Raw genomic sequence first — 24,288 nt, 5'->3', positions numbered from 1 at the left:
TATTATTACTCTGCAGTCAACTCGGTAAACATCGCTTCTAGATTTTTGTTCTTTTTATTAAGAGATAAAATCTTTAATCCATTATCATGAGCAAAATCAAAGACCGTGCTGCGCATGTCTTCCTTAGTCTCAAATTCAAGGCTGTAGTTAAAACCCTGTAGTTGTTTTACTTCTCGTACTTTATTTATTTGATTGAGTAATTCTGGCTCTACGCGGTAATCAAATTCTACCTCGATAACTTGAACAGTATCACTATTAAGATTTTTAAGATAATCGTCTGCGACTATTTTGCCTTTATTAATAATAATTACGCGATCACACATCGCTTCTACCTCTTGCATGATATGCGTGGAGAGAAGAATGGTAGTGTTTTCACCTACTTTTTTAATTAATTGACGTATTTCTACCAATTGATTAGGGTCTAGACCTGTGGTAGGTTCGTCTAGAATTAAAACTTTAGGACAGTGCAGTAACGCATTGGCTAGTCCCACACGTTGTTTGTAACCCTTAGAAAGTTCGTTTATTTTTTTACCTACATGAGACGTTAGTCCGGTTTCTTCAATAACCTCGTTGATTCTTTTTTTAGAATCAGTGATGTTATAAACTCCTGCACTAAAAGAAAGATATTCCTTTACGTACATATCTGGATATAAAGGATTGTTCTCTGGTAAATAGCCTATCGATTTCTGTACCTCACGTTGTTCTTCTACAACATCATGTCCGTTTACAATCGCATTTCCTTCATTTGCATTAAGATAGGTAGTGAGAATGCGCATCATGGTAGATTTTCCAGCACCATTAGGGCCTAAAAAACCAACTATTTCACCACTATTAATGGTAAAACTAACTTCATCGAGAGCTTTTTGCTGCCCGTAATATTTAGATACTTTACTTACTTCTATAGACATAAGGTAAAGATAAGAAATGTAACGCTTAGAAGATTGTTTTTTATCTCGCTTTCGCGAAAGCGAGAACATTACAATTACCCTACTATAACGATAGAGTAGTAAATATTCCTTAAAAGTTCTTGAAAACTAATGGATTTATAAAAATCTATTTTACATTAGCTGCTTATTATGATGACAAATATTTATTTCTGGTATGGATTTTACTTCTATTTTATAGAGGGAAAGGCTGTATTGTAATAATTAAACAATTTATATAACAACAAAGCCTTGATCTAATCAAGGCTTTTTTTTTACTCAAAAATGAAAGTAGCTATTCAAGGTATTAAAGGTTCTTATCACCATCAGGTGGCTGTCGAGCTATGTGGTGATGTGGATTTATTAGAATGTGATTCATTTGACCAACTAGTAATAGCTGTTTCAAACGGTCAGGTGGATAAAGGAATTATGGCTATAGGTAATTCTATTGCCGGTAGCATATTAACCAATTACAGTTTGATTAGAGAACAAAAACTACATATAACAGGAGAGTATTATTTAAATATAGAGCACCAGTTAATGGCGCTGCCAGGTCAGGATATTACAGATATAATAGAGGTGCAATCTCATCCTATGGCTTTGTTGCAATGCAAGCCATATTTTAGAAACCACGAACATATTAAACTGGTAGAAACAGATGACACAGCGGCTGCCGCTTTTAGAATTGCGCAAAGTAATAAACGTGGTATTGCAGCAATAGCGTCTGCACACGCGGCACAATTGTATGGATTAGAAATTATATCAGGAGATATTCAAGAAGTAAAGAAAAACGCAACCAGATTTGTGGTCGTAGAGAAATCAAATGGCTTTGTAAAAGAAGTGAATAAAGCGACTATTAATTTTACTACCGGACACCAGCCAGGTAGTCTTGGAGAAATATTAATCACTTTAGGTAAACTAGATATTAATGTTTCAAAAATTCAATCCATACCTATTGTAGAAAAGCCGTTCTTATTTTCATTTGTCGCAGATCTTGAATTTAAACGAATGGGTCAGTTTGAAGAAGCAAAATTAGAACTAGGTATTCTAGTAGAATCACTAGTTGTTTTAGGAATATATAAATCACACTCGCTATGATACAACCAGCAAAGAGACTCGATAGCGTCCAAGAATATTATTTTGCGACAAAGTTGCGCGAGGTAAGAGGTTTAATAAATGAAGGTAAACCTGTTATAAATGCAGGTATAGGTAGTCCAGACTTATTACCGCCACCTAATGTGGTGCCGGCTCTTATAGAAGCGGTACAAGATGCTAGAGCACATGGTTACCAGAGCTATTTAGGATTGCCAGAATTAAGAAATGCCATGGCTGGCTTTTATAAAAAGCAATATCAAGTAATAGTAAATCCAGAGTCAGAAGTAGTTCCTTTAATGGGAAGTAAAGAAGGTATTTTGCATATTTCCATGGCTTTTTTAAATCCAGGAGATGAGGTTTTAATTCCAGATCCTGGTTATCCTACTTATGCAAGTGCGACTAGATTATGTGAGGCGACTGCTGTAACTTATAATTTAACAGCATCTCAAAACTGGATGCCAGATTTTGAAGCGTTAGAAAAACTCGATCTTTCTAGAGTAAAGATCATGTGGACTAACTACCCTCATATGCCTACAGGCGCTGCTGGGTCGTTAACTGTTTTTGAAAAATTAGTAGCATTTGCAAGAAAGCATAACATTCTAATAGTTAATGATAATCCATACAGCTGTATAGGTTATGATAATAAAATAAGTATCCATCAAATAGATGGTGCTATGGATGTTGCTCTAGAATTAAATTCTATTAGTAAAACTTATAACATGCCTGGGTGGAGAGTAGGTATGCTTACTGGTGCTGCTGCATTACTTAAAGAGGTTCTTAAAGTAAAGACTAACATGGATAGCGGTATGTTTTATGGTGTGCAAAAAGGAGCAATTGCTGCTTTGCAAACAGATAATAGCTGGTTAAATACTCAAAATGAAATCTATAAAAAACGTAGAGCTGCAACTATAAAACTTGCAACAAGTTTAAGCTTACAACCGCAGGAACAAGATGGCGGTTTATTCTTATGGTGTAAACTACCAGATGGACAGTCAGATGATAAAGCATTTGTAGACCATTTATTACATAATAATGATATCTTCATCGCTCCAGGAAGTATTTTTGGTAAAAACGGAAAAGGCTATGTGCGTTTTTCTCTTTGTGTAGAAGAAAAGCAAGTAGAAGAAATGATATTAAGAGTGGCTAATAATGTAGAGGTATGAAAAATATATTTCTAATAGGGACAGGACTAATAGGTGGCTCAATCCTTAAAGACTTGCGCAACCATTATCCAGAATCGACATTATATGGTATTGATAAAAATCCAGAACATGCTTTAAAGGCAAAAAGCAATAAAATTATCGATCACGTTGCACAGATAGAAGATGTTAAAGATGCACAGTTAGTCATCGTTTCTATACCAGTAGATGTGGCACTAAAAGTTTTACCTCAAGTACTCGACTTAGTAAACGAAGATGCACTAGTTATAGATGTAGGATCTACTAAAGAGGCTATTTGTAAATCGGTAGAAGAGCATAAGAATAGAAGACAGTTTCTAGCCGCGCATCCTATAGCAGGTACTGAGTTTTCTGGACCAGATGCAGCTATTCATGATTTGTTTAAGAACAAAACAATGATAGTTTGTGAGGTAGAAAAAACAGCTTTTAAATTGCAAGAAAGCGCAATAGCACTTTTTGAGAAATTAAAAATGAGAGTGCGTTACATGACGCCGGCGGCACATGATAAACATATCGCTTATGTCTCTCATTTATCGCATATATCTAGCTTTATGTTAGGGAAAACAGTGATACAAGAAGAGGTGAATGAGCGTGATATCTTTGATCTTGCAGGTAGTGGTTTTGAAAGCACAGTACGATTAGCAAAAAGTTCTCCGGCCATGTGGACACCTATCTTTGCACAAAATAAGGAACACGTTCTAGCTAGTCTAGATGGATATATTGAGAATTTATCTCGCTTTCGCGAAAGCGTAAAAAACAACGATCATAACGCCATATTTAAAGATATGGAACAAACAAATAGAATAAAAACGATACTGAAAGGAATAGAAAATGGAAAATAAAAAAGAATTTAGGAGTTGGTTAGATGCTCACAAATTAGAGCATCCGATAGTAATCGCTGGGCCATGCAGCGCAGAGACAGAAGAACAAGTACTTAAAATTGCACACCAGTTAAAAGATACTGATGTGACTTACCTGCGTGCTGGTATATGGAAACCTAGAACACGTCCAGGTAACTTTGAAGGTGTAGGTGCGATAGGTCTTAAATGGTTGCAAAAAGCCAAAGCAGAAACAGGACTTTTAACCGCAACTGAGGTAGCAAACCGTGCTCACGTAGAACTAGCACTAGAACATGATATAGATTTATTATGGATAGGAGCAAGGTCTACTGTAAGTCCTTTTATAGTTCAAGAAATAGCAGATGCTCTTGAGGGAACGGATAAAGTGGTACTGGTTAAGAATCCAGTAAATCCAGATCTAGCACTATGGATAGGTGCTGTAGAGCGCTTTCATACGGCAAATATTAAAAACCTAGGTGTTATCCATAGAGGTTTTTCTACCTATGATAAGTCAAAGTACCGTAATAATCCAGAATGGCAAATAGCTGTCGATTTCCAAACACGCTATCCAGATATACCTTTAATATGTGACCCATCACACATTACTGGTAAAAGAGATATGATACTAGAAGTATCGCAAACGGCACTAGATTTAAACTTTGACGGTTTAATGATAGAGACGCATTACGATCCAGATAATGCATGGAGTGATGCAGCACAGCAGGTAACGCCAGATTCTCTTATCCAAATATTCAAGGATTTACGCATAAGAAAAGAGCAAGATGATGAAGTAGGTTACCAGTCTAAGTTAGGTGTTCTTAGAGCCCAAATCGATATTATAGATAATTCTATTATTGAGACATTAGGTAAAAGAATGAAAACTGCCGATGCTATAGGAGAACTTAAAAAAGAGCGTAACGTTGCTGTTTTACAATCTAAAAGATGGAATGAGATTTTAGGTAAAATGATTCTCGCTGGAGAAGAGCAAGGTTTAAGTGAAGAGTTTATACTGCGTGTTTTTAAAGCAGTGCACCAAGAATCTATTGTGCATCAAGAAAAGGTGATTAATAATTAAATTACTACATTCATAAGGGCAGATTAATTTCTGTCCTTTTTGATTTTTAGAAAAATCTCTTTAGCTTTAAAAAGCGTAATTTTGTGATATGCAGAAAATACAACTTAATTAATGACTGGAATTGTTTATAGGTCAACAGGTAGCTGGTACGAAGTAAAAGGTGAGGATAACGCATTTTACTCTTGTAGGATTAAAGGGAAATTCCGTTTAAAAGGGATTAAAAGTACTAATCCTGTTGCTGTAGGTGATAAAGTACAGTTTGAGATTGAGAAAAAAGGAGATGAAGAAATAGGAATTATTAATGTGATAGAAGAGAGAGATAATTATATCGTACGCAAGTCGGTAAATCTTTCTAAACAAACTCATATTATAGCTTCAAATGTAGATCAGCTTTTTTTATTGGTTACCTTAAATAATCCGCCCACATTTACCTCTTTTATAGATCGTGTCCTTGTCACTGCCGAAGCTTATCACATACCAGTAGTTATCGCTTTTAATAAAGTAGATACTTATAATGATGACCAGGGTGAAGTAATGATAGATCCAGAAACTGGAGAAGAATTACTTACCATGACAGAGCTGGATGAGGTACGATATTTAATGAGTCTTTATAAATCTATAGGTTATGAATGTATAGCTATAAGTGCTGCTAGCGGTAAAAATATAGATATAATAAAGGAAAAGATGAAGGATAAGACCAGTATGTTTGCAGGTCATAGTGGAGCAGGAAAAAGTACACTAGCAAATGCTGTACAACCAGGATTACAGATAAAAACAAAACAAATTTCAGAACAGCACAAACAAGGTCAGCATACCACCACATTTGCACAAATGTTTGATTTGGATTTTGGCGCACGTCTTATAGACACGCCAGGTATAAAAGGTTTTGGAGTAGTAGATATGGAAAAGGAAGAAATAGGAGATTACTTCCCAGAAATTCAAGAGTTAAAACAAGACTGTAAATTCCATAATTGCATGCACATAGAAGAGCCTAAATGTGCAGTAAAAGAAGCAGTAGAAAACGGCGAGATGGTATTAAGTCGCTATGAGAGCTATGTGCAAATAGTAAATGGAGACGAAGAAAATTACCGTCAGGATAAACACCAGGCGCAACCATGAGAGTAGTAATACAAAGAGTTACTAGTGCAAGCGTTACCATAGAAGAACAAATTCATGGAGAGATAGGTGACGGACTCCTTGTTTTATTAGGAATTACAGATGGAGATGCGCAAGAAGATATAGACTGGTTAGTTAATAAGATAACTGGTATGAGAATCTTCTCAGATGCAGATGGTAAGATGAATCATAGTGTAAAAGATACTGATGGTGATGTACTATTGATATCCCAATTCACCTTATTTGCAAATGTAAAAAAAGGCAATAGACCTAGTTATATAGAGGCTGCAAGACCAGAGGTAGCAATACCTTTATATGAGGCTTTTATAGATTCGCTTTCGCGAAAGCTGAACAAAAATATAGCCACAGGAAAATTCGGAGCTGATATGAAAGTTCAATTGCTTAACGACGGTCCGGTAACTCTTACTGTAGACAGTAAGAGTAGGTAATTTTATTTTTATTAATTAACTTCTCTCTTTTATTATGGTTGTTAAACATAATTTTATTTTCTTTGAGATGTTATGAAAAAACTATTACTACTATTTGTTTTTTGCTTATCTGTTTCTCACACTCTTAAAGCACAAGACATAGAATACCAATCTTCTCAAAATATACCAGCAGAGCTTTTAAAAAATGCTAATGCTGTTATTAGAAAAAACAACATTTCCATTGTTATTAAAGATTTTGATGATGTTGAAGTGACGACAGATAGAGTGGTTACAGTGTTAAATAAAAAAGGATTGTCAGATATCAATGCGGCAGAATCTTATGATGAAGATACTAAGGTAGATGAGATAGAGGCTACAATTTATGATGCTGTAGGTAATAAAGTTGTTAGAATTAAAGAAAAGGACTTTAAGGATGTAAGTGCAGTTTCTAACGGGACTTTATATAGTGATAATCGAGTAAAGTATTTAGACTATACACCTCGCGACTACCCATTTACGATTCATTTTACTTCTACCGTAGAATATAGTACTACGGCTTTTCTACCTAGTTGGGTGCCGTTAGAATATTTTTATGTGAGTACGCAATCTTCAAATTATCAAGTGATCAATAATTCAGGGATTGAGGTGAAGTTCAAAGAATCTCATCTAGATGATTATGCTATAACTAAGAACGGTAATTTAAATTATACAGCGACTAACTTAACCGCACTTGTACCACAGGCCTACAGTCCAGGGTTCGATACTTATGGACCAATTGTGAAAATTGCGATGAAAGAGTTTAATATGAAAGGTGTAGCAGGTGTAAATAATGACTGGAAAGATTTTGGTAAATGGATGAATGATGAATTATTGTCTGATGTTGGAGAGTTACCTAAAGAGGTTATTGATGAGGTGAAAACACTTACTAAAGACGCTAAAAGTCAAAGAGAAAAAGCAAAAATAGTATATGAATTCATGCAAGAAAGGTCTCGTTATATAAGTGTACAAGTAGGCATAGGTGGCTGGAAACCTATAGATGCAATGAGCGTGCATAATGTAGCTTATGGAGATTGTAAAGGACTGTCTAATTATACCAAAGCTTTATTGAATGAAGTAGGGATAGAGTCTCATCACGCAATTATTTATGGAGATAGTAATATACGTAGTGTGGATAAAAGCTTTTCTTCTACACAGGGAAATCACATGATTTTATATGTACCACAACTTGATGATGAAAAGAACATCTGGTTAGAGTGCACGAGTAAAACAAATCCTTTTGGTTATATAGCAGGATGGACAGACGATAGAGATGCCTTAGTCGTAAGTGATGCAGGTGGAGAGATTCTTCATACTACATCTTATCCTACTGAGAGTAATGTTCAGGGAACTTATGCAGAGGTTTTTATTAACTCTAATGGGACTATAACAGCCAGTATTCAAATGATAACAGAAGGGTATCGATACTCTTTTAGAGAATTTATCAAGGACAAGACTAAAGAAAAAAGAAAAATAGCCTATCAAGAGTTGTGGGGAGAACTGAATGGGCTTGTAGTTGAGAATTCAGAAATTATTAACGATAAGGAAAAAGTGAAATTTATTGAAAATGTTGAGATAACATCTCCACGTTATGCTAGGAAAACAGGAGGTTTATTATTGTTTAAACCTGTGTTTTTTAATCGCAACACTAATATTCCTGCTAAGTACGAAGAGCGTAAATTTGATTTTAAGATAGATCATGGTTACATAGATAGAGATGAGTACCATATAGCTCTAGAAAAAGGTGTGTCTATTGAAGCGTTACCAGAAAAGATTAGCTTAGAAACTAAATTCGGTAAGTATAGTTTAGAAGTTGTAGAAAATAAAGGAGGTGTAAATGTCGTGCGATTTTTACAGATAAATAAAGGTGTTTTTTCTAAAAACGATTATGATTCATATAGAGAGTTTAGGTCACAGATAGTAAAACACGATAAAATTAAAGCGGTATTAAAAAGGCAATAAATGAAAATAAAATTACTATTAGTTACGGTATTAGCATCTTTTACAGGCCTTGCTCAAAATTTAGATTTTGATAAGGTTTCTAATGTTGATTTTGAATTAGAAGCTACTGACTCTGTTGAGCACGATGCTATTTTCATTTATAGAAATGTAGATGTTAATTTTAGATATGAGAAAGGTGAGGGTTTTGTTCAAAATCGTGAAATACATGAGCGTATTAAAATTAACAACGAGGCAGGAATAGAGTATGCTACTAAAAGAGTGCGGCTTTGGGATAAAAGCGGTAAAAATCGAGAGGTTTTACGAGGGCTCAAAGGAGCAACGTATAATTTAGTGGATGGTAAGATAGAAAAAACCAAATTAAAAAAATCAGGTGCGTTTGATGATAAGCTTAACGATAATTGGAAAATGCAATCTTTTACTATGCCTAATGTTAGGATAGGGTCGGTTATTGAGTATAAATATTTTATTGATTCGCCATTTCCTAGTATAGACGATATTGATTTACAAAAAAATGTCCCTATTCTTCAACAAGATGTTAAGGTTCTATTAGTGGAATTTTATTTGTATAACGTGTTGTTTAATCCTCAAGCTTCTTATATCCCAACAATCAATAGAGAGCCTGTAAGAGGAACTATTAATTTGACTACTAAAAATCGTGTTTCAACTAGATTTGAAACTAAAACAAATTTTGATACTCAACGAATAAATATTGAAAATGAATTGTTGGAGTTAAACGGAAGAAATATTCCTGCGCTTGATAGTGAACCTATGTCTGGTAATTTAGAAAATTATCGAGCTAAATTAATTATTGAACTTTCTGGAACTAGATTCCCTAATTCTCCGTATGAAAATTTTTCAACGACTTGGCAAGCAGTATCAAAAACTATTTCGGCAAATAATAAGTTTGGTGACCAGCTTAATATTAATAATTATTTTAAAGATGATTTAGATAAAACAATATCTGACGAGTCTACTCAAGAAGAAAAGTTAGTTAAAGTTTTTCGATTTGTAAAAAATAAGGTGAAGTGGAATGGTGTTTATGGTAAGTTTGTTTCAGATGGTGTAAGAAAAGCTTACAAAGAAGGCTCTGGTAACATAGCCGAAATTAATTTGATGTTAATAGCTATGTTAAGAGAAGTTGGCTTAGATGCAAACCCTGTTCTAGTTAGTTCTAGAGATAACGGGATTCCTTTATTCCCAACGCAGAATGGATTTAATTATGTGGTTGCTCACGTAAAAATAGATAATAAGACTGTTTTGTTAGACGCTACTGAAACTTATATCGCTCCTAATCTTTTGCCTTTAAGAGCTGCTAATTGGTTAGGTAGATTAATACAAGAAAATGGAGATTCTTCATGGATCGAGTTAAATCAACAAAATATATCTAATGAAACTGTAATGTTGTCTGTAGAGTTAAATGATGATATGACTTTTTCTGGCAATGTTCAAAAGCGACAGACAGAATATATCGCTTATCGTACAAGGTATAAACAGGCCGAAAAAAATATGGAGAGTATGGAAAACTTTTTGATTAATGAAGAAGCAGGTTTAGATATAGATAATCTTCAGGTAATTAATTTAAATGAACCATTAGAACCACTAACGTTTAAATATGATATTGAATATAATGAAGGTATAGATGTTGTCGGTGGTAAAGTGTATATTTCACCTTTATTATTTGAGTCTAATGAAGAGAATCCATTTAAAAGAGAGAGCAGGAAGTTACCAGTTGATTTGATTTTTCCATTAAAGACAACTACAGTTGTTAGTTTAAAAATACCAGATGGATATGAAGTAGAGTCTATTCCTGAAGTAACAAAAATAGTCTATGGAGATAAGGTAGGTTCTTATACTTACATTGTAGAGAATAAAGGAGAAGAGATTGTTACTAGAGCAATATTTGATATCAAAAAGCCTCTTATAGCTCCAGAAAATTATGAATCATGGAGAAAGTTTTATATCAGTATGATAGACTTAGACGCTCAAAAAATAGTCCTCAAAAAAATATAATATGAGTATTAAGAAATCACAAGAGCAGGTTGATCAGTGGATCAAGCAGCATGGAGTACGTTACTTTAATGAACTTACTAATATGGCACAACTTACAGAAGAAGTAGGTGAAGTGGCGCGTATTATAGCAAGAAGATATGGGGAGCAAAGCGAGAAAGAAAGTGATAAGAATAAAGATCTAGGAGAAGAACTGGCAGATGTGATGTTTGTGGTTCTATGTCTTGCAAATCAGACAGGAACAGATCTAGAGGCATCTTTTAATAAAAAATTACAGATTAAGACAGAGCGCGATCACGATAGACATCATAATAATGAAAAACTAAAATCTTAATACATGGATTTAAGATTGCATAAAGTAGAAATGCCTAGAGGGCATGTGGCATTAACTATTTCAGGATCAAAAAGTGAAAGTAATCGCTGGTTGATATTGCAAGCGCTTTATAAAAATTTAGACATTGATAATTTATCAGACAGTGATGATAGTGATCATTTAAGTCATGTCTTAAAAAGTGAAGAAAGCATTCTTGATATAGGACATGCAGGTACCGCGATGAGATTTGGGACAGCTTTCTTTGCTTCTCAAGAAGATAGAGAAATTACTTTGACTGGTAGTGATCGCATGAAACAACGTCCTATAGGTATACTAGTAGATGCACTTAACTCTTTAGGAGCAGAGGTGTCATATCTTGAAAAAGAAGGGTTTCCACCCTTAAAAATTAATGGGAAAAAGATTCAGGGTGGTAAACTGTCGGTAGACGGTAGTGTGTCCAGTCAGTTTCTTACAGCCTTACTGTTAATAGCACCCAGTTTTGAGAACGGACTTCAGCTAGAAATTTATGGAGACCTAACCTCGCGACCTTATCTAGAAATGACGGTAGATATCTTGAAACAACTTGGTGTAAATGTTAATTTCTCATCAGGTAATAAGGTTGTAGAATTAGCAAGTAGTACCCAAAAGGTTAATGAACTTATTGAGGTAAAGCCATTACATAATAATGCTATTACTAACGCTCTAGTAGAAAGCGACTGGAGTAGTGCCGGCTACTGGTACAGTTGGGTAGCGATGCAAGAAGTAGGGTATGAAATGAGTCTTTCTTTTTACCAAGATAACTCGTTGCAAGGAGATAGTGAGTTGGTTCAAATATATAAACCACTAGGTGTGGAAACTGTTTTTGTTGAAAATGGAATTCGTCTAGTAAAAATAGATCAGCAACTGCCAGATATGGTCATGTTGGACCTAACTAATGAACCAGATCAGGCTCAAACGATATTTGCTACTTGTTTAGGACTAGGTGTAGATGCGCAATTAACAGGTTTACATACTCTTAAAATTAAAGAGACAGATCGTATAGAGGCAATGAAAACTGTTGGGGCACGCTTTCGCGAAAGCGAGATAACAACAACTAACGACTCTATAAAATTACATTTTAAAACCCCATCTAGTTTTAATCCAGAGGTAACTGTGGACACTTACCAAGATCATAGAATGGCAATGGCATTTGCGCCGTTGTGCATGAAAACAGAGCTCATTATTAACGAGGCGATGGTAGTAACAAAAAGTTATAAAAACTTTTATAATGACCTTAATAAGGTAAATGTAAGGATTACAGAAATTTAAGCGCTTATTTACTTGACAAGGCCTATGCGCAAATCGTATATTTGCAGCTTATAATAAAAAGGAATTAATGAAGTTATCACAATTTGGTTACGATCTGCCAGAAGATCGCATAGCACAATATCCAGCAGAAAATAGAGATGAGTCTAAGTTAATGGTCTTGCACAAGAAAACTGGAGAAATTGAACACAAGATGTTTAAGGATGTGATAGACTATTTTAATGAAGATGACATTTTTGTGATGAATGACACTAAGGTTTTTCCTGCCAGATTATATGGTAATAAGGAAAAGACTGGTGCTAGAATCGAGGTTTTCTTACTTAGAGAACTTAATCCTGAAACAAAATTGTGGGACGTTTTAGTAGATCCTGCTAGAAAAATAAGAATAGGTAATAAATTATATTTCGGTGATGACGAGAGTCTGGTCGCTGAGGTTATTGATAACACTACATCTAGAGGACGTACTTTGCGTTTTCTTTATGATGGTAGTTACGAGGAGTTTAGACAGGCTCTTAAAGATTTAGGAGAAACACCGCTTCCTAAAGAGTTAAATAGAGAAGTAGAGCCAGAAGATGAAGAACGTTTCCAAACTATTTTTGCTAAGAAAGAAGGGGCTGTAGCGGCACCGGTTGCAGGTTTGCACTTTTCTAAGCATTTATTAAAGCGTCTAGAGATTAAAGGTGTTAAGATGGCTACGGTTACTATGCATATAGGTTTAGGTACATTTGCACCTGTAGAAGTAGAAGATCTATCTAAACATAAAATGGACAGTGAGCAAGCTTTTATTACAGAAGAAACTTGTGCTGCAGTTAATGAAGCGCTGGATAATAAAAGGAATGTTTGTGCTGTAGGTACTACAACTATGCGTACTTTAGAAAGTGCTGTGAGTAGTAATGGTCGTTTAAATACATTTGATGAGTGGACTAATAAATTTATTTTCCCTCCTTATGATTTTTCTATTGCAAATAGTATGATTACTAACTTTCACCCTGCAAAATCTACTTTAATGATGCAAGCAGCTGCATTTGCAGGTTATGATCTACTTAAGAAGGCCTATGAAGTAGCACTTAAAGAAGATTATAAATTCAGTACATATGGTGATGCGATGCTTATTATTGATTAATAATAAATAAAACTCATTATTTTAAAATGCCACAAGTTTTACTTGTGGCATTTTTTTTGATTTTCATTTATAAGAAGAGTTAATTAATGTTATCAAAGGTTTATGTTTATATTAACAATTTAACCTAAGAAATTATGTGGAATACTAACATTGAATTATCTTGCCATCATTCCCTTAAAACTATTTTATAATGAAAAAATTATACTTTATAGCTGTTTTATTTGTTTCTCAAATAGCTCTAGCACAAGTAACAAACGAAGCAACTCCACGCGGCTGGGATTTGACTTTTAAAAGTCAGCCACAAAAAATATCAATGCCTCAGTTTGATCAAGCGACTTTGGAACAAGAAGATGCTTTAGCGAGCTTTGAATTGACTAAGCCATATAGATTTGGAGAGAAAATCCCTGTTGACCTTAATTTGTTCAATTCTGGTCAGTGGTCAGATTTAGATAACGGTGATAGATTATGGAGGTTAAATATAGAGTCGTCAGGTGCTAAAACTATAAACTTATTGTTTGATCGATACGAGCTTCCTGTAGGTGCCGAGTTGTATTTATATAATGATGGTCACACTGATAAAATAGGTCCTTATACTCACAAAGAAAATCAAGAAGACGGTATATTAGGTTCTTGGATTGTTTATGGAGACAACATCTGGTTGGAGTATTATGAACCAGCATCTGTAAAAAATCAAGGTCGTATATCTATTGAAAATGTAGTCCATGGCTATAGAGGTTTTGGTGAAGAAGAAGTTAGTTTTCTTAAGTTGAATGAATCTGGAAGTTGTAATGTTGATATGATGTGTGACCCAAATCAGGGATCATCAAATGGTCAAGATTGGACTACTATTAGAAATAACTATAGACATGCTGTTGCTAGGGTTATTATTAACGGTAATGGCTTGTGTACCGGGACATTAGTAAATAATGTAAGAGAAGATGCTACGCCTTATTTTTTAACGGCAAATCACTGTCTTTCAACTGCTGATGGTTCTTCAACATCTTATAATGCGAGTAATTTGTCTTTCGGTTTCGATTGGTTTACAAATACACCAGATTGTGCAACTACTAGTGATACATTTGGTGACTTTAATCCTAGAAGAATACTAACTGGAGCTACGTTAAAAGCTAATAGAGGAGCGAGTGATGTAGCGCTATTGGAAATTAATCAAACTCCGCCAGCAATATGGAATCTTTATTATGGTGGATGGAATAACGGAAGCTCTGCAGCTTCTTCACAAATTAGTTTTCATCACCCATCTGGAGATATTATGAAGTTAGCTCGTAATGATCAATTTACTTTTGCCCAAACAGTGACAGGTGTTGCTTGTTGGACTATATCTGATTGGGATTACGGAGTAACTGAAGGAGGGTCTTCTGGTAGTTGCCTTGTAAATCAAAATGGTCAAATAGTAGGTCAATTGCTAGGCGGTGGTGCAGCTTGTACTGGAACGGATGGTAATGGAACAACTGATAATGGTGCTCCAGATTATTATGGTAGAATGGATACATCTTGGGCAGGAGGTTTTAATTCAGCTACTCGATTGAGAGATTGGTTAGATCCAGATAATACTGGTGCTACGTTTGTAAATGGAGATTATTATGATGTATTAAGTAATGATGAAGTAAATACTATCATGAATATTCAATTGTACCCTAATCCATCTAGAGGTATTTTTAATGTTGTGTTAGAGAATCCTGCTAGTTATGGAGTTTATGATCTTTCTGGTAAGTTGATACGTTCTGGTTCTTTTAACCAAATAGAGAATCAATTAGATATTCAAAATTTATCTAGCGGTATTTATTTCTTAAAAGTTGAAGACGGAAATAACTCTATAACAGAAAAGATTTCTAAAATCTAATTACTTAAATATTAGACTTAGTTAAAAAGTAATAAAGTTAAGATTTCATACAAAACGCGTTGCAAGATCATGTAATTTTGCAATGCGTTTTTTTTTATATACTATTTTGAAAGAGAAGAAGAAAGATATTAGATCACTTACTAAAGATCAACTTAGAGATTATTTCACTGAAAATGGAGATAAGGCTTTTAGAGGTAACCAGGTTTATGAATGGTTATGGAAAAAAGGTGCGCATTCATTTGACGATATGACTAATGTTTCTAAAGATACGAGAGCGTTTCTTGAAGAGCATTTTGTTATCAATCACATTAGGGTGGACGATATGCAGAGGAGTGAAGATGGTACAATAAAAAATGCAGTTAAACTTCATGACGGTCTAACTGTAGAGTCTGTACTTATACCTACTGCTACTAGAACCACAGCTTGTGTGTCTTCTCAAGTAGGTTGCAGTCTTAATTGTGAATTTTGCGCTACTGCAAGATTAAAACGTATGAGAAACTTGCAACCAGATGAGATTTATGATCAGGTTATAGCTATAGATCAACAAAGTAGACTGTACCATAATATTCCTTTATCTAATATTGTGTTTATGGGTATGGGTGAGCCGTTGATGAATTATAACAATGTTCTTAAATCTATAGAAAAGATTACAGGTGAAGATGGTTTAGGAATGTCTCCTAAGCGTATAACTCTTTCTACCAGTGGAGTTCCTAAGATGATGAAAAAACTTGCTGATGACGGCCCTAAGTTTAATCTAGCGCTTTCATTACATAGTGCAATAGATGAAAAGCGTACTAAGATCATGCCGTTCAATGAACAGTTCCCATTGTCTGACATAAAAGATGCCTTAAAATACTGGTATGATAAGACTGGTACAAAGGTTACTTATGAATATGTGGTGTGGAAAGGTATTAATGATACAGAAGAAGATGTACATGAATTGGTTAAATTCTGTAAGGTTATACCTTGTAAGGTAAATATTATTGAATATAACTCTATAGATGATCCTAGATTTGAACAAGCTAGCCCCAAGGCTATAGAAATGTATAGATCACAACTAGAACGCAACCGTATAGTTGTTAATGTTAGAAGGAGCAGAGGTAAGGATATCGATGCAGCTTGTGGTCAACTGGCTAATAAACAACAGTAAGTTAATTAGTAATTCTTTTCTAGCATAGAGAATTAATTCTTAAGCATAAAAAAGCACCTCAATTGAGGTGCTTTTCTTTGGAAAGTATTTGAATTGGGATTAGTTTTTTATGAATCTAACCGTGTCAGTTCCTTTATCGCTTTCTAGTTTTAATAAGTATAAACCACTACTTAATTGACTGATGTCAATTTGACTAGCTGTAACTGAAGCGTTACTTTGTACTAGCTGACCTAATCCGTTAAAGATGGTTGCGTTTTTGATTGTTTCTTGACTCACAATATTCAATACATTGGTAGCAGGATTAGGGCTAAGAGTAAAGAAAGACTCTTGATTCTCATCGATAGAAGCAGTACCTGCAGTTGTAAAGTTCCATACTGGTGTAGTTTCATTAAGTCCACCTACATTACGAGGCTGTATTTGCCAGTAATAAGTTGTACCAGCTAGCATATTTGTAATAGTAGCAGTAGTTCCTGCCGTAGATCCTAAAACGTTTAGGGTAGTAGGGTCAGTGCTTAAAGAAACAAGGTAAACCTCGGCAGCGTCTCCAGTTGTTGCAGGAGTCCATGAAAGAGTAACTGCGTCAGTATTTGTAGCGTCTATAGCAACATTTGTCGCAAAGTTTGCTGGTGTAGGAGTAGTAGAGTCTAAAGGCGCTGATATTGTGCCTGCTTCCGTTGTAAAGCTCCAAACCGAACTGTTTATGGCATCACCTGCACTATTTCTAGCTATTACTTGCCAATAATAAGTTGTGTTGTAAAAGAATCCTTGAACTGGTATCGTTAGAACTGTAGTCGGTATAGTACCTAAAGACGCTAAAGTAGTTGGAGAGTCACCTAAGAAGAATTCATATTCGGTTGGTGCTACACTACCTGGTACACGAGGTGTTGACCATGCAAATGTTACGGCGTTATCTGGAGTAGTGTTTGTGTCAGCTCCATCTGCTGTGTCTACTATTACACCAGTCGACATATCTGCTGGAGTTGGAGTAGCAGTAGCTTCTGGTACTGCGGTAGCTTGTTCCTCTACTTTGATATCATCAATAACTACATAGTCGCCGTCTGCACCATTGTAATTAAATTCTAAGTTAATAGTGGACCCTACATAAGGGGTTAAATCTAAAATGATTTCATACCATTGTTGGCCATTAAAAACTCCTAAATCTGCTTCAGTCCATATAGGCGTAGTAGTGGATCCTTGTACAACTGATACAGTAACGTCAAAGTTGTCATTTGGAGAAACTGCCCAAGCATAGCTAATATTAGCGTCAAAGATCAATTGTGGTGCTGTTGCTCCTGTAAGGTTTATTGCTGGTGTGGTAAGTGTTTCGTTTTGTTGTGCTACGTCAAATAAAACTGCTGCTGCAAGAGCGCCTTCGGTTGGTGATACTGTTTGGTTACCTGATCCGTCCTGAAGTCCAGAAATGACTTGCCAGTTTTGATTTGCATTTGTGTTAACCACTGACCATCCTGTAGGTGGAAATGCAGCTCCTTCAAAACCTTCTGCAAGATATTGGGCGTAAGTACTGAATGATACTAAACATATCAGTAATAGAGTAATTTTTTTCATAGTTATGGAATTTTTTGAATAAGCGATAAATATATAAGATTTCAAGGTTTATTAAACAGATTATTACGAGTAAATCATTATTAATTAGTATTAAATTAACATATTTTCGTTATCTAGTAGGTTAAATCAGACGTATTGACATGTGCGTTTGTTCAATGAAGTAATCACTACTAACATAATCTGTTAAAATAGCATTCTATTTAATAGATAAACGTGGTAGTCTTATATTTGCAACCTTATGAAGATAGTAGAGCAAATAAAAGAGCCTATAGCTCATGAAATGGAGCTTTTTGAAAAGAAGTTTCATCTTTCTATGGCTTCACGTATTGCTTTATTAAATCGCATAACGCATTTTATAGTAAACCGTAAGGGGAAACAAATGCGCCCTATGTTTGTCTTTTTAGTAGCAAAAATGGTGGGTAATGGACAGGTTAATGAGCGTACTTATCGCGGTGCATCTGTTATAGAACTTATTCATACAGCAACACTAGTCCATGATGACGTGGTGGACGATAGTTTAAAGCGTAGAGGTTTTTTCTCTGTAAATGCTTTATGGAAAAATAAAATAGCCGTTCTAGTAGGTGATTACTTACTTTCTAAAGGGCTACTTCTTAGTATTGATAACAAAGATTTTGACCTTTTACAAATCATAAGCGTTGCTGTACGTGAGATGAGTGAAGGTGAATTACTGCAAATAGAAAAGGCTAGACGCCTAGATATTACAGAAGATGTCTATTATGACATCATTCGTAAAAAAACGGCCACTTTAATAGCTGCATGTTGTAGTCTAGGTGCTGGCGCTGTCTCTCCAGAAAGTGAAGACGTGGAGAAGATGCGCAAATTCGGCGAGCTTATAGGGATATCATTTCAGATCAAAGATGATCTTTTTGATTATGGAAATGAGCGTATAGGAAAGCCTACTGGAATAGATATTAAGGAGCAAAAAATGACATTGCCATTAATTTATTGTCTTAATAATGCTAGTGCTAAAGATAAAAAATGGCTTATCAACTCAGTTAAAAAGCATAATCGAGATAAGAAAAGAGTGCGTCAGGTTGTCGATTTTGTTAAGAATAACGGCGGTTTAGACTATGCGATAAAGGCTATGTATCAATATAAGGAAGAGGCACTTGCTATCTTAAATACCTACCCAGAGTCTGAATATAAGAATTCGCTTAGAATGATGGTGGATTATGTAATAGATCGCAAAAAGTAAGATCTAGACTTCAGGCTTTTATGGCGCAATTTGGTTGGTGTTTAGCTCGCTTTCGCGAAAGCGGAATTTTTATCAAACATCTTAACCTAGCTAGTACGCTAATCCTCAATAAAAAACTACCTTTGCAGACGCAAAAAATGCCATCATGAGTATAGTAGCAATAGTAGGAAGACCTAATGTAGGTAAGTCAACTCTTTTTAATCGTATGATTCAAAGGAGAGAGGCGATCACTGATTCTGTAAGTGGAGTAACTAGAGATAGACATTATGGAAGAAGTGACTGGAATGGTAAAGAGTTTTCTCTTATTGATACTGGTGGCTATGTAGTCGGTAGTGATGATATTTTTGAAGAAGAGATAGACCAGCAGGTTGAGCTAGCTATTGATGAGGCAGACGCGATTCTTTTTATGGTTAATGCTGAAGAAGGCATTACTCCTATGGATGAAGATGTAGCAACCTTATTGCGCAAGGTGACTAAGCCTGTATTTCTAGTAGTTAATAAAGTAGATAATAATCAACGTGAGCAAGATGCTTATGAATTCTATAACCTAGGTCTAGGTGAGTATTATTCTATTTCTAGTATGAATGGTAGTGGTACTGGTGATTTATTAGACGAGGTAGTGAAAATATTACCAGATACAGAAGAAGAAAAGGTAGATGATTTACCGCGATTTGCTGTAGTAGGAAGGCCTAATGCTGGTAAAAGCTCTTTTATCAATGCACTTATAGGTGAAGAAAGATATATCGTTACAGATATCGCTGGTACTACAAGAGATTCTATAGATACAAAATATAATCGTTTTGGTTTTGAATTTAATCTAGTCGACACGGCTGGTATTAGAAGAAAGAAAAAAGTACGTGAAGATCTAGAATTTTATAGTGTAATGCGTAGTGTAAGAGCTATAGAACATGCAGATGTTTGTATACTTATGCTGGATGCAACTAGAGGATTTGATGGTCAGGTGCAAAATATTTTTTGGTTAGCAGAGCGCAATCGTAAAGGAATCGTTGTTCTAGTGAATAAATGGGATCTGGTTGATAAAGAAACTAACACGGCTAAGGAGTACGAGGCAATGATTAGAAAAGAAATGGAGCCTTTTACAGATGTGCCCATTGTCTTTATTTCTGTAATGAATAAACAACGTATTCATAAAGCTATTGAAACTGCTGTTGCGGTTTATAAAAACCGTAGTAAAAAGATTAAAACGAGTCAACTTAATGAGGTGTTACTTCCATTAATTGAGAATTATCCACCGCCATCATTAAAGGGTAAGTTTGTGAAAATTAAATTTATTACTCAATTACCTACACCACAGCCGCAGTTTGCATTTTTCTGTAACTTACCACAGTATGTAAGAGATTCTTATAAAAGATATCTAGAAAATCAATTGAGAAAACATTTTGATTTCAATGGTGTGCCGATTAGTGTATACATGAGAAAAAAGTAAAAGAGATTTTATATTATTTAAAAAAGCATTCTGAAAAGGATGCTTTTTTTATGCTCTTAATGGAGAGTTAGATAATGGGCTTGTGGTTTCTTAAGAAATTGTTAAGAATAGCGCGACGTTAAAATTTTACTAATAACATTGCGTTTCCCTCTAGACCATAACTAACTAACCATACCGCTCAACTATGAGGTTACTCTTTGTTGCCGTTTTTTTAATGGCTTTTTCTTTCTCGTCACAAGCACAGCAATTTACTATTAAGGGAATCGTAAGCGATTCTTTAACTAATGAAAAGCTCCTAAGCGCAACTGTTTATCTAGAGAGTGTTAAGGACTCTACTTTAATAACTTATTCTATTACCGATATAGAAGGTGTCTTTACCTTATCCGGTAATACGGCTTATGAAAAAGTAGCGCTTATAGCCTCTTTTCAAGGATATAAAAATTATTCTAAAACAATAAACCTTAACGATGGGCGTGAGTTAGATCTAGGTGCTATTTACCTTAATAGTGATATAGAGTCTCTTAACAGCATCGTGGTAACCGCTCGTAAAGCACCTATAACTGTAAAACAAGATACTTTAGAATTTAATGCAAAGTCGTTTAATACAAAAGCAGATGCTACTCTGGAAGATGTGATGAAAGAGCTGCCAGGAGTGAAGGTTGATAAAGACGGTAAAATCACCGTAAATGGTAAAGAGGTTTCTAAGATTTTAGTAAACGGTAAAGAATTCTTCGGCGATGATCCACAAATTGCTCTCAAAAATTTACCTAAAGAAATTATTGATAAAATCCAGGTGACAGAGTCTAAAACTGATGCCCAAAAAGCAAATGGAGAAGATGGAGATGCTAACGTAAGTGAGATTAACATAACCATAGACGAAGATAAAAACAAAGGTTGGTTCTCGCGATTAACAGCTGGTGGCGGTACTGATGATAGGTACTCTATGAGTGGTATCGTTAATTATTTTAATGAAGATTTTAAATTAAGTGTTCTAGGAAGTAGTAACAATATAAATAGTCCCGGATTCTCCTTTGATGAGATATATGACGCCATGGGCAGCAGTGCTTATTCTATATCTAGAAGTAGTAACGGTAGTTTTGGTGTTAATGGTGTCAACTTTGGTGGTAGTGGTGGTATTACTTCTAGCGATAGCGCTGGACTTAATATGTCTAACGATTGGGGTAAAACCGTAAGTGCGTCTGTAAACTACTTTTATGGAGGTAATGATACAAAATCAGCGTCTGATAGTCGTCGTACTACGTTCTTACCAGATAGAACATTTAATACAGAAAGTTCTAGCCGTGGTGATAGATCTGGAAATAGTCATAGAATAAGTGGCCGTGTTGAAGTTAAACCAGATACTCTTACCACTATTAGTGTAAGGCCTAACATAAACATTTCAGATAACTATAGTGATAGTACGAGTAGTTCGCTTTCTAGTGATGAAAATGGCAATAATATCAATAGCGTTAATACATCTTCTATATCAGATTCCAAAAGTAGGTCTTATAGTGCCAGTATGAATCTGTCTAGAAGAACTCAAGAAAAAGGTACTAACTACGGTTTTTATGGGAACGTAAATAAAAATAACAGTGATTCACAAAGTGATTTTAATAGTACGACAACCACTTTTGATACAGCAGGTAATCCTGAGACCCCAGAGGTTCAAGATCAATTAATAGATGAAGAGTCAGATTCACAAAGCTTTTCCATAACTCCATATCTCAATAAGAAGCTTACAGAAACTATGGGACTGGTTTTGAATTATAATTTTGAAGCAGGAAAAGAGACTAATCAGAGAAGTATTTTTGATAGAGATGGATCTGGTAATTTAGTTTTCAATACGACGCTAAGTAATGATTATGAGGTTAAAAATACACAGCAAAGACCTAGTGTAGGATTAAGGTATAAGAAAAATGATTTAAGACTAGATGTAAGTGCAGGAGTTATTTATCAAACACTAGATAGTGAAGATCAATTATTGAGTACTAGTTTTGAGAAAGAATTTACAGACCCTTATGTCCGAGCAAACCTTAGTTATAAATTTGGCAAGTTTGGTAGAGTATATTTAAATTACCGCAATAGTGTAAATATACCTAGTGTACGACAGTTGCAGCCTGTAGAAAATACTACAAACCCACAAAATATAGTTATAGGTAACCCAGATCTAGATGCTAGTCAACGACATAATGTGTACTTTAATTTAAGTCGTTATGATTGGGAAAAAGGTTCTGGTTTCTATTCTGGTGGTGGATTTACTTATACAGATAATAGTGTTGCAGCGATTACGACTACAGATTTAGATCTAATAAGAACCACTACATATACTAACATAAATGGAGAGTATAACGGTTATCTTTATTCTAGTTTTTCAAAAACATGGAAAAAAGATGCTAGAGAAATAGGCTTTGATTTAAGTTTAGATGCAAGCATTTCTGTAGATAAAGGTTTTACTAACGGTGTGGCTTTTCAATCAGATAATTTAAGTTTTTCGCCTAGTCTTACATTTGAGTATAGTTTAAGAGATTACATAGATGTAGATCTAGAGTATGAAATCACGGCAAATAAAACGCAATATGATATAGCTTCTATAAGCGAGCAAGATTTTGTGAACCAGCGTGTGGCAGTTGATATCACTACTTCCTGGCCGCAACATGTTATTTTAGGATTGCGTGGTGAGTACAATAAATTCGGTAATATTTCTGGTGATTTTGATGACGACTCTATCGTTCTTATCGGTAGTCTAGGGTATAAATTTGCTAAGGATAAAGCGACGGTTAAGCTTAAAGCTTATGATATACTTAACCAGATTATAGATACCAATAGAACCATTACAGGTGACTACGTTGCAGACACGAGTAGTCTTGTTCTTAAGCAATACTTTATGCTTAGTTTTACTTATAAGTTCTCAAAATTCGGTGGTAAAGATCCTAATAGAGATAATGGTTTTTAATTGTTGGATGAGTGTTCCGCTTTCGCGAAAGCGGAATACATACCAGCCCAACCTTATTTTGTACATAGTTCCCAAATTATGTCAGATTTTACCTTTTTGAAATAGTCGTATACCCTTTTGTGATCAAAATGTGATGTGTTTCTATGTTCTTTGAAAAGAATAAGAGATATCATCATGAAATATATAGGAGCCTTAATTTTAGTATTAAGTAATTTGTTTTTTTTGAGTACCGATAAGGAGTATGTCAAAGATTATCAAAACGGTGTGTTAACTAGTGAAGGTTGGGTAGTAAATGGAGAAAAAAATGGTTACTGGAAATTCTACAAGGCTGGTGAGATAAGTGCTCAAGGGCATTTTAAAAGTAATGAAAAGGACGGTTACTGGTATTTGTACACAAATGGAATGTTAGATAAGGAAGGGTTTTATAAAAATAATTTTAAGCAAAATTGGTGGGTGTTTCATAATCATAAAGGATACCGCACAATTAAAAAACAGTACGAACACGGCAAAGTTTCTGGTTATGCACTTTATTATAAAAAATCTAGTCTCTCTAAAGTAGAGGAGTATAAGTCTAATGAAAAATTAGGAGAATGGACCAGTTACTGGAAGTTTAGAGCAGACCATCCTGATTTTTCTATGAAAGATTTAAAGAAGTAAATTGATTAGTTTTTATGACTAACCCATTCATAATCCTT

The 24,288-nt window shown here is 34.9% G+C and carries 19 protein-coding genes; 17 read left to right on the top strand and 2 right to left on the bottom strand.

Going from position 1 to position 24,288, the window contains the following annotated elements:
* Window positions 1–5: 5 nt before the first annotated feature.
* Window positions 6–908 carry a gliding motility-associated ABC transporter ATP-binding subunit GldA gene (gene gldA, locus ACJJVJ_RS08220; protein WP_405369843.1) on the bottom strand — a complete coding sequence of 301 codons (903 nt, stop codon included), beginning with the start codon at window positions 906–908 and terminating at the stop codon, window positions 6–8.
* Between the two features lie 300 nt (window positions 909–1,208).
* Between gldA and ACJJVJ_RS08215 the strand changes: the two genes are divergently transcribed.
* From ACJJVJ_RS08215 to rlmN, 13 genes are all read left to right on the top strand, one after another.
* Entirely contained in the window at window positions 1,209–2,021 is an 813-nt protein-coding gene (locus ACJJVJ_RS08215) for a prephenate dehydratase (RefSeq protein WP_405369842.1), read from the top strand.
* Entirely contained in the window at window positions 2,018–3,181 is a 1,164-nt protein-coding gene (locus ACJJVJ_RS08210) for a pyridoxal phosphate-dependent aminotransferase (protein WP_405369841.1), read from the top strand. The genes ACJJVJ_RS08215 and ACJJVJ_RS08210 overlap by 4 nt, the downstream gene beginning before the upstream one ends.
* Window positions 3,178–4,038: a prephenate dehydrogenase gene (locus tag ACJJVJ_RS08205; protein ID WP_405369840.1), complete on the top strand. Its 861-nt coding sequence runs from the start codon at window positions 3,178–3,180 to the stop codon at window positions 4,036–4,038. Before ACJJVJ_RS08210 ends, ACJJVJ_RS08205 begins: the two co-directional genes overlap by 4 nt.
* Entirely contained in the window at window positions 4,028–5,110 is a 1,083-nt protein-coding gene (locus ACJJVJ_RS08200) for a bifunctional 3-deoxy-7-phosphoheptulonate synthase/chorismate mutase type II (protein WP_104514569.1), read from the top strand. The genes ACJJVJ_RS08205 and ACJJVJ_RS08200 overlap by 11 nt, the downstream gene beginning before the upstream one ends.
* 111 nt (window positions 5,111–5,221) lie before the next feature.
* Entirely contained in the window at window positions 5,222–6,229 is a 1,008-nt protein-coding gene (rsgA, locus tag ACJJVJ_RS08195) for a ribosome small subunit-dependent GTPase A (protein WP_405369839.1), read from the top strand.
* A complete protein-coding gene (gene dtd / locus ACJJVJ_RS08190) occupies window positions 6,226–6,675 on the top strand; it encodes a D-aminoacyl-tRNA deacylase (protein ID WP_405369838.1) in 450 nt (149 codons plus the stop codon). Before rsgA ends, dtd begins: the two co-directional genes overlap by 4 nt.
* Window positions 6,676–6,747: 72 nt before the next feature.
* A complete protein-coding gene (locus tag ACJJVJ_RS08185; protein WP_405369837.1) occupies window positions 6,748–8,652 on the top strand; it encodes a DUF3857 domain-containing protein in 1,905 nt (634 codons plus the stop codon).
* Window positions 8,653–10,662, top strand: a complete 2,010-nt coding sequence (locus ACJJVJ_RS08180) for a DUF3857 domain-containing protein (protein ID WP_405369836.1) — start codon at window positions 8,653–8,655, stop codon at window positions 10,660–10,662.
* Between the two features lies 1 nt (window position 10,663).
* Entirely contained in the window at window positions 10,664–10,993 is a 330-nt protein-coding gene (locus ACJJVJ_RS08175; RefSeq protein WP_104514574.1) for a nucleotide pyrophosphohydrolase, read from the top strand.
* Between the two features lie 3 nt (window positions 10,994–10,996).
* Window positions 10,997–12,280 carry a 3-phosphoshikimate 1-carboxyvinyltransferase gene (locus ACJJVJ_RS08170; RefSeq protein ID WP_405369835.1) on the top strand — a complete coding sequence of 428 codons (1,284 nt, stop codon included), beginning with the start codon at window positions 10,997–10,999 and terminating at the stop codon, window positions 12,278–12,280.
* 67 nt (window positions 12,281–12,347) lie between these two features.
* On the top strand, window positions 12,348–13,400 hold the full coding sequence (gene queA / locus ACJJVJ_RS08165) for a tRNA preQ1(34) S-adenosylmethionine ribosyltransferase-isomerase QueA (RefSeq protein WP_405369834.1): 1,053 nt from the start codon (window positions 12,348–12,350) through the stop codon (window positions 13,398–13,400).
* A 190-nt stretch (window positions 13,401–13,590) separates the two neighbouring features.
* Window positions 13,591–15,261 (top strand): T9SS type A sorting domain-containing protein, encoded by a 1,671-nt coding sequence (locus ACJJVJ_RS08160; RefSeq protein WP_405369833.1) that lies wholly within the window; start codon window positions 13,591–13,593, stop codon window positions 15,259–15,261.
* Between the two features lie 106 nt (window positions 15,262–15,367).
* A complete protein-coding gene (gene rlmN / locus ACJJVJ_RS08155) occupies window positions 15,368–16,411 on the top strand; it encodes a 23S rRNA (adenine(2503)-C(2))-methyltransferase RlmN (protein ID WP_405369832.1) in 1,044 nt (347 codons plus the stop codon).
* Window positions 16,412–16,510: 99 nt separating this feature from the next.
* Here the strand turns inward: rlmN and ACJJVJ_RS08150 are convergent, their stop codons facing one another.
* The gene (locus ACJJVJ_RS08150; RefSeq protein ID WP_405369831.1) at window positions 16,511–17,977 is read right to left on the bottom strand and encodes a T9SS type A sorting domain-containing protein; all 1,467 of its coding nucleotides are present in this window, start codon (window positions 17,975–17,977) and stop codon (window positions 16,511–16,513) included.
* A gap of 238 nt (window positions 17,978–18,215) precedes the next feature.
* On the opposite strand from ACJJVJ_RS08150, the gene ACJJVJ_RS08145 reads away from it, so the two are divergent.
* From ACJJVJ_RS08145 to ACJJVJ_RS08130, 4 genes are all read left to right on the top strand, one after another.
* The gene (locus ACJJVJ_RS08145) at window positions 18,216–19,193 is read left to right on the top strand and encodes a polyprenyl synthetase family protein (protein ID WP_405369830.1); all 978 of its coding nucleotides are present in this window, start codon (window positions 18,216–18,218) and stop codon (window positions 19,191–19,193) included.
* Between the two features lie 142 nt (window positions 19,194–19,335).
* Window positions 19,336–20,640, top strand: coding sequence for a ribosome biogenesis GTPase Der (der, locus tag ACJJVJ_RS08140; RefSeq protein ID WP_104514582.1), 1,305 nt, complete (start codon window positions 19,336–19,338; stop codon window positions 20,638–20,640).
* A gap of 184 nt (window positions 20,641–20,824) precedes the next feature.
* A complete protein-coding gene (locus ACJJVJ_RS08135; RefSeq protein WP_405369829.1) occupies window positions 20,825–23,593 on the top strand; it encodes an outer membrane beta-barrel protein in 2,769 nt (922 codons plus the stop codon).
* A 174-nt stretch (window positions 23,594–23,767) separates the two neighbouring features.
* Complete coding sequence (locus tag ACJJVJ_RS08130) at window positions 23,768–24,250, top strand: hypothetical protein (protein WP_405369828.1); 483 nt, start codon at window positions 23,768–23,770, stop codon at window positions 24,248–24,250.
* Window positions 24,251–24,288 lie beyond the last annotated feature (38 nt).

This window comes from Nonlabens sp. Asnod2-A12, from assembly GCF_045063745.1.
In the GTDB taxonomy this organism is placed as follows: domain Bacteria; phylum Bacteroidota; class Bacteroidia; order Flavobacteriales; family Flavobacteriaceae; genus Nonlabens; species Nonlabens xylanidelens.
This window is presented reverse-complemented; position numbering and strand designations above follow the sequence as displayed.

What these genes read in the sequence shown, in the direction of transcription:
- dtd (WP_405369838.1), top strand. Translation starts at nt 6,226, where the DNA reads ATGAGAGTAGTAATACAAAGAGTTACTAGTGCAAGCGTTACCATAGAA.
- ACJJVJ_RS08175 (WP_104514574.1), top strand. Translation starts at nt 10,664, where the DNA reads ATGAGTATTAAGAAATCACAAGAGCAGGTTGATCAGTGGATCAAGCAG.
- rsgA (WP_405369839.1), top strand. Translation starts at nt 5,222, where the DNA reads ATGACTGGAATTGTTTATAGGTCAACAGGTAGCTGGTACGAAGTAAAA.
- ACJJVJ_RS08180 (WP_405369836.1), top strand. Translation starts at nt 8,653, where the DNA reads ATGAAAATAAAATTACTATTAGTTACGGTATTAGCATCTTTTACAGGC.
- ACJJVJ_RS08130 (WP_405369828.1), top strand. Translation starts at nt 23,768, where the DNA reads ATGAAATATATAGGAGCCTTAATTTTAGTATTAAGTAATTTGTTTTTT.
- ACJJVJ_RS08200 (WP_104514569.1), top strand. Translation starts at nt 4,028, where the DNA reads ATGGAAAATAAAAAAGAATTTAGGAGTTGGTTAGATGCTCACAAATTA.
- ACJJVJ_RS08150 (WP_405369831.1), bottom strand. Translation starts at nt 17,977, where the DNA reads ATGAAAAAAATTACTCTATTACTGATATGTTTAGTATCATTCAGTACT.
- queA (WP_405369834.1), top strand. Translation starts at nt 12,348, where the DNA reads ATGAAGTTATCACAATTTGGTTACGATCTGCCAGAAGATCGCATAGCA.
- ACJJVJ_RS08160 (WP_405369833.1), top strand. Translation starts at nt 13,591, where the DNA reads ATGAAAAAATTATACTTTATAGCTGTTTTATTTGTTTCTCAAATAGCT.
- ACJJVJ_RS08135 (WP_405369829.1), top strand. Translation starts at nt 20,825, where the DNA reads ATGAGGTTACTCTTTGTTGCCGTTTTTTTAATGGCTTTTTCTTTCTCG.
- ACJJVJ_RS08170 (WP_405369835.1), top strand. Translation starts at nt 10,997, where the DNA reads ATGGATTTAAGATTGCATAAAGTAGAAATGCCTAGAGGGCATGTGGCA.
- gldA (WP_405369843.1), bottom strand. Translation starts at nt 908, where the DNA reads ATGTCTATAGAAGTAAGTAAAGTATCTAAATATTACGGGCAGCAAAAA.
- ACJJVJ_RS08145 (WP_405369830.1), top strand. Translation starts at nt 18,216, where the DNA reads ATGAAGATAGTAGAGCAAATAAAAGAGCCTATAGCTCATGAAATGGAG.
- ACJJVJ_RS08210 (WP_405369841.1), top strand. Translation starts at nt 2,018, where the DNA reads ATGATACAACCAGCAAAGAGACTCGATAGCGTCCAAGAATATTATTTT.
- ACJJVJ_RS08185 (WP_405369837.1), top strand. Translation starts at nt 6,748, where the DNA reads ATGAAAAAACTATTACTACTATTTGTTTTTTGCTTATCTGTTTCTCAC.
- ACJJVJ_RS08215 (WP_405369842.1), top strand. Translation starts at nt 1,209, where the DNA reads ATGAAAGTAGCTATTCAAGGTATTAAAGGTTCTTATCACCATCAGGTG.
- ACJJVJ_RS08205 (WP_405369840.1), top strand. Translation starts at nt 3,178, where the DNA reads ATGAAAAATATATTTCTAATAGGGACAGGACTAATAGGTGGCTCAATC.